3 protein-coding genes and 1 pseudogene are annotated in these 4,580 nt (G+C 30.5%); all 4 read right to left on the reverse strand.

The genetic code is table 11. The features are described from left to right. Window positions 1–284 precede the first annotated feature (284 nt). The 4 genes and pseudogenes from UEQ13_RS00120 to UEQ13_RS00135 all read right to left on the reverse strand — a co-directional run bounded on the left by UEQ13_RS00120 (window position 285) and on the right by UEQ13_RS00135 (window position 4,298). Complete coding sequence (locus UEQ13_RS00120) at window positions 285–1,583, reverse strand: DUF389 domain-containing protein (RefSeq protein ID WP_329804344.1); 1,299 nt, start codon at window positions 1,581–1,583, stop codon at window positions 285–287. Continuing rightward, window positions 1,573–2,727, reverse strand: coding sequence for a Na+/H+ antiporter NhaA (gene nhaA / locus UEQ13_RS00125; protein ID WP_329804345.1), 1,155 nt, complete (start codon window positions 2,725–2,727; stop codon window positions 1,573–1,575). Before nhaA ends, UEQ13_RS00120 begins: the two co-directional genes overlap by 11 nt. A gap of 3 nt (window positions 2,728–2,730) precedes the next feature. After that, window positions 2,731–3,120: a hypothetical protein gene (locus tag UEQ13_RS00130; RefSeq protein WP_276976695.1), complete on the reverse strand. Its 390-nt coding sequence runs from the start codon at window positions 3,118–3,120 to the stop codon at window positions 2,731–2,733. A gap of 172 nt (window positions 3,121–3,292) precedes the next feature. Beyond that, window positions 3,293–4,298 (reverse strand): annotated as a pseudogene (locus tag UEQ13_RS00135) (IS30 family transposase). Window positions 4,299–4,580: the final 282 nt, after the last annotated feature.

The following is a 4,580-nucleotide window of genomic DNA, read 5'->3' on the forward strand; positions in this document are numbered from 1 at the left end:
GACTTATTTTCATAGAGTAAAGTCTCAATAATAATGCGTTCATTTAGTGTAAGTCGTTTGTGCTTTTTTTCCATAATTCAACAAAGATAAAAATTATCATTTGTTGCATTAAGTTATTGAATTCTCCCGCTTCTCGTACAATGACGGCTAACGTCCCGGCGCTTGGCGAGGTTGCGAACTTCGGAACCGATTATTTTCTATCAAAGATAAAATTTCTTGTGAGAAATAAACGTGAAATTACTACAAAATTCGCAATCTTGCCAAACGCCTGTTACCTGCTGCCCTTATTCTTGCTTAATTAATTTCACATTTGTTGTTTTCAATTTTTGGTTTAACCAATTTCTGATTTTTTCTGTATCTACATTTTTCTTTTTATTGTCAATTTGATAAAGAACAACTGTTAGAACTTTTGCACTATCAGTATTTTGATTTATTGAATGTCTTCCAAACGATACATTTTTAAGTTCTGGAAATAATATTTTTAATTCTTTCTGAATATCAGAATTATCAAATTTATATTCACCAAGTTCATTTTGAAGATTATTTATTAAAACATCTTTTTCAGATAAATTTGTATTTTGATTATTTAATTCATTTAAAATTTCACTTTTTAAATCTTTTGCATCTTGTTTTATTTCTAATTTTGTATTGCTAATATCGTATTGAACTAACCTTTGATTTAACACTTTTATTTCTTCAGCATTAAATTTTTTGGTCAAAAATGCGACTTCAATTTTTTTAGGATTTGAATTAAATTTTGTGTTCTTATAAATAATTGTGTAACCTTTATTTGTAAACTCGTTTGAGATAAATTGTTCTACTTTTTGAGCGTATTTTTTTTCATTGAGTAGATTATATGCTAAATAAAAACTTGGAATTATCATAATCAAAATTAAAGAAGTGATGCCGTATCTAATTTGTTTTTCAAATTTAGGATTCAAACTTCTTACAGGTTCATATTTTAGATATTTAATTATCAAAAAAGTAGAAATACATATAAAAAAGCAATTAATCGTGTATAAATAAAAAGCACCAAAAAAATATGAAAAATTTCCTATCGCTAAACCATAACCTGCTGTACAAAGAGGAGGCATTAAAGCCGTGGCGATAGCCACGCCTGGAATTGGATTTCCTTTTTCTACTCTTGTTAGAGTAATAACACCTACTAAACCACCAAAAAAAGCGATTAGAACGTCATAAATATTTGGAGATGTTCTTGCTAATAGTTCTGATTGAGTTTCTTTAAATGGACTTATGTAAAAATAGATTGAAGCAACTACTAAACTTACAATTGTTGCTATTAATAAATTTTTCCCCGACTTTTTTAGTAGTTCAAAATCATAAATTGCCAAGGCAAAACCTGCTCCAACGATAGGACTCATTAATGGAGAAATAAGCATTGCACCAATTATTACTGCTGTTGAATTTACATTTAAACCAACCGATGCAATTACAATAGCACAAGCTAAAATCCATAAATTAGAACCACGAAAAGAGATATTAGATTTTATATTTTCTAAAACTTTTTTTTGTTCTTCTTCGCCATTATGAAGACTAATAAAATCAAGAATTTTATTGTTCATCGTCTATATATGTTTTGTTTAAAATTCCATTCAGAACAAAAAAGCCTAAAAGCCCTGCAATTAATGAGGAAATTAAAATTATTAATTTTGAGTTATTTATTATTGTTTCGTTGTCAAATGCAAGCAAGGTTACAAAAATTGACATTGTAAATCCTATACCTGCCAAAAGGCCAACGCTAAAAATTGATTTCCAATTTAGATCTGTTGGTAATTTGCAAAGACCAAACGTCACGGCTAAAAAAGTAAAAATAAATATACCTAATGGTTTGCCTACGATTAGTCCAAGTGCAATGCCTAAACTATTGTTTTCTGTCAATGTTTGTGATATGTTGCCACTAAAAACGATTGCTGTGTTTGCCAAGGCAAAAATTGGCAAAATGATAAACGCAACTGGTTTATGTAAAAAATGTTGTAAGATAAAGGAAGTTGATTTTTCGCCTCCATTTCCAAATGGAATAGCAAAAGCCAACAGAACGCCTGTAATGGTGGCGTGAACACCTGAATGAAGCATAAAATACCACATTGCAACTCCACCTATTAAATACGGAAATAAATTTCTTACTTTTAGTTTTCCAATGATAAATAACAAAAGCCAAATACCTAATGCAATAAATAAGTTTGTCCAAAGTAAGGTTTTTGTATAGAAAATTGCAATGATAATTATTGCACCCAAGTCGTCAATAACGGCTAATGCGGTCAAAAATATTTTAAGTGAAGTTGGTACCCGATTTCCTAACAATGATAATATTCCCAATGCAAAAGCAATGTCAGTTGCCATTGGAATTCCTGCTCCTGATTGTGTTGCAGTTCCAAAATTGAATAGCAAAAAAATTCCTGCAGGAATTAACATTCCACCCAATGCTCCAAAAATTGGCAATAAAGCATCTTTTATGTTTGAAAGTTCGCCTTGATAAATTTCTCTTTCTAATTCCAAACCAATGAGCAAAAAGAAAATTGTCATTAGTCCGTCATTTATCCAATGCTCAAAACTATGCCCTGCAAATTGAGTTTGAAAAAAGTCGTGATAACTTGTGCCATAATTTGAGTTAGCAAGTAAAAGCGATAAAATAGTACAAGCAATTAACACAAGTCCGCCTGCTTTTTCGCTGTTGAAAAAATCTTTAAATAATGTAGTTGCTTTCATTTGTTATATAACGCTATAAATTAACCAAGTTCCAATTAAAAAAGCGAATGGCGAAATTAACTGAAAATAAATTGGCTTTAAAATATCTGCTGCTTTTAATGAAAAATTATGGTGCAGTTGTCTTGGAACAAAATACAAAACCAAAGAAGTTAGCAACATAAACCAACCAAATATTTTAAAAATGTCTGGATATTTTGAATTGTCTGCCGACAAAATAAGTCCAACGGCAGGAATTATTCTGGTAGTGATTTCGGCATAGTTAATAAAATTGGTACTTCCTGCTTTTCTCAAAATGTCATTTGCTTTTTTAGGATTGAAAAGCATCAAAAGTCCAACGCAAATAAAAAATATTCCGAAAAGTATAATTGTCCATTTTGATAATATGTCTATCATTTTTATCTGTCTGTTAGTTGTTCGTACGTGGCGGATTCAAGACCTTAACGCAACAAGGTCAGTTAATATTGTTCTAATCAAAATTAGTATTTTCTTTTCATTTTGTCTAATTTCAGAATAACTTTTTTGGTCTTTTTAATTGACCAAAAGTTATTTCCGAAATAGGCTTGATTTATGCTATATAGTTAGTGATTTCTTGATTCATTTTTTCTTGAGGTGTTTTGTACCCTAAAACCTTTCTAGGTCTATTGTTTAGAGTTAATTCAGCATGTTTTAGTTGTTTGTTTGTTATGGTGTTAAAATCAGTTCCTTTAGGGAAAAAACGCCTAATTAAACCGTTCGTGTTTTCGTTAGTTCCACGTTCCCAGGAAGAATAAGGATTAGCAAAATATATATCCATTCCAGTGTTATTTGATAGCCATTTGTGATTTGCCATTTCCATTCCGTTGTCGTAAGTCATTGATTTTACAGTGTATTTGGGTAGTGTTTTCAAGTGTTTTGCAAATTGTTGTGTCACGGTTTCGGATTTTCTATTTTCTAATTTAATAATGAAAACATATCTTGTTTTTCTTTCTACAATTGTTCCGATGGCACTTTTTTGTCCTACACCAATCATTAGATCTCCTTCCCAATGTCCAACTTCGTTTCGTAACTCAACACTGTTGGGTCTTTGGCTAATATTTACTTGGTCTTTGATTCGTATTTTGTTTTTTCCACCTTTTCTATTGTATCTTCTTTTGGAATGATGATAGGGTAGAAGTTGTATGAGTTTTTTGCCTAATCTTGACTGTCTATGTTTATAAATATGCTGATAAATTGCTTCATGAGAGATTGTCATAATACTATTGTTAGGATAATCAATTTTAATTCTTCCAGCAATTTGTTCTGGCGAAAAACCACATAATAAGCCTCTGTAAACAAATAGTTTAAGTTTTTTATGAGTATTTATTTTATCAAGATTTCTTTTGTTTTAAATACTCTTCTTTTGCAAAGAAATCTGCTAAAGTTGCATTGTATTTATCGGTTGGTTTGTGCATCCAACTATTTATTTCTCGAGTAATAGTAGAACGATTTCTATTTAGATGCTTTGCAATATAACTTTTAGACTTATTTTCATAGAGTAAAGTCTCAATAATAATGCGTTCATTTAGTGTAAGTCGTTTGTGCTTTTTTTCCATAATTCAACAAAGATAAAAATTATCATTTGTTGCATTAAGTTATTGAATTCTCCCGCTTCTCGTACAATGACGGCTAACGTCCCGGCGCTTGGCGAGGTTGCGAACTTCGGAACCGATTATTTTCTATCAAAGATAAAATTTCTTGTGAGAAATAAACGTGAAATTACTACAAAATTCGCAATCTTGCCAAACGCCTGTTACCTGCTGCCCTTATTCTTGCTTAATTAATTTCACATTTGTTGTTTTCAATTTTTGGTTTAACCAATTTCTGATTTTTTCTGT

The sequence above is a fragment of the Flavobacterium facile genome, assembly GCF_036321945.1.
GTDB lineage: Bacteria > Bacteroidota > Bacteroidia > Flavobacteriales > Flavobacteriaceae > Flavobacterium > Flavobacterium facile.

Excerpts from the sequence above, each read along its gene's own strand:
- UEQ13_RS00120 (WP_329804344.1), bottom strand. The coding sequence starts at position 1,583 with ATGAACAATAAAATTCTTGATTTTATTAGTCTTCATAATGGCGAAGAA.
- nhaA (WP_329804345.1), bottom strand. The coding sequence starts at position 2,727 with ATGAAAGCAACTACATTATTTAAAGATTTTTTCAACAGCGAAAAAGCA.
- UEQ13_RS00130 (WP_276976695.1), bottom strand. The coding sequence starts at position 3,120 with ATGATAGACATATTATCAAAATGGACAATTATACTTTTCGGAATATTT.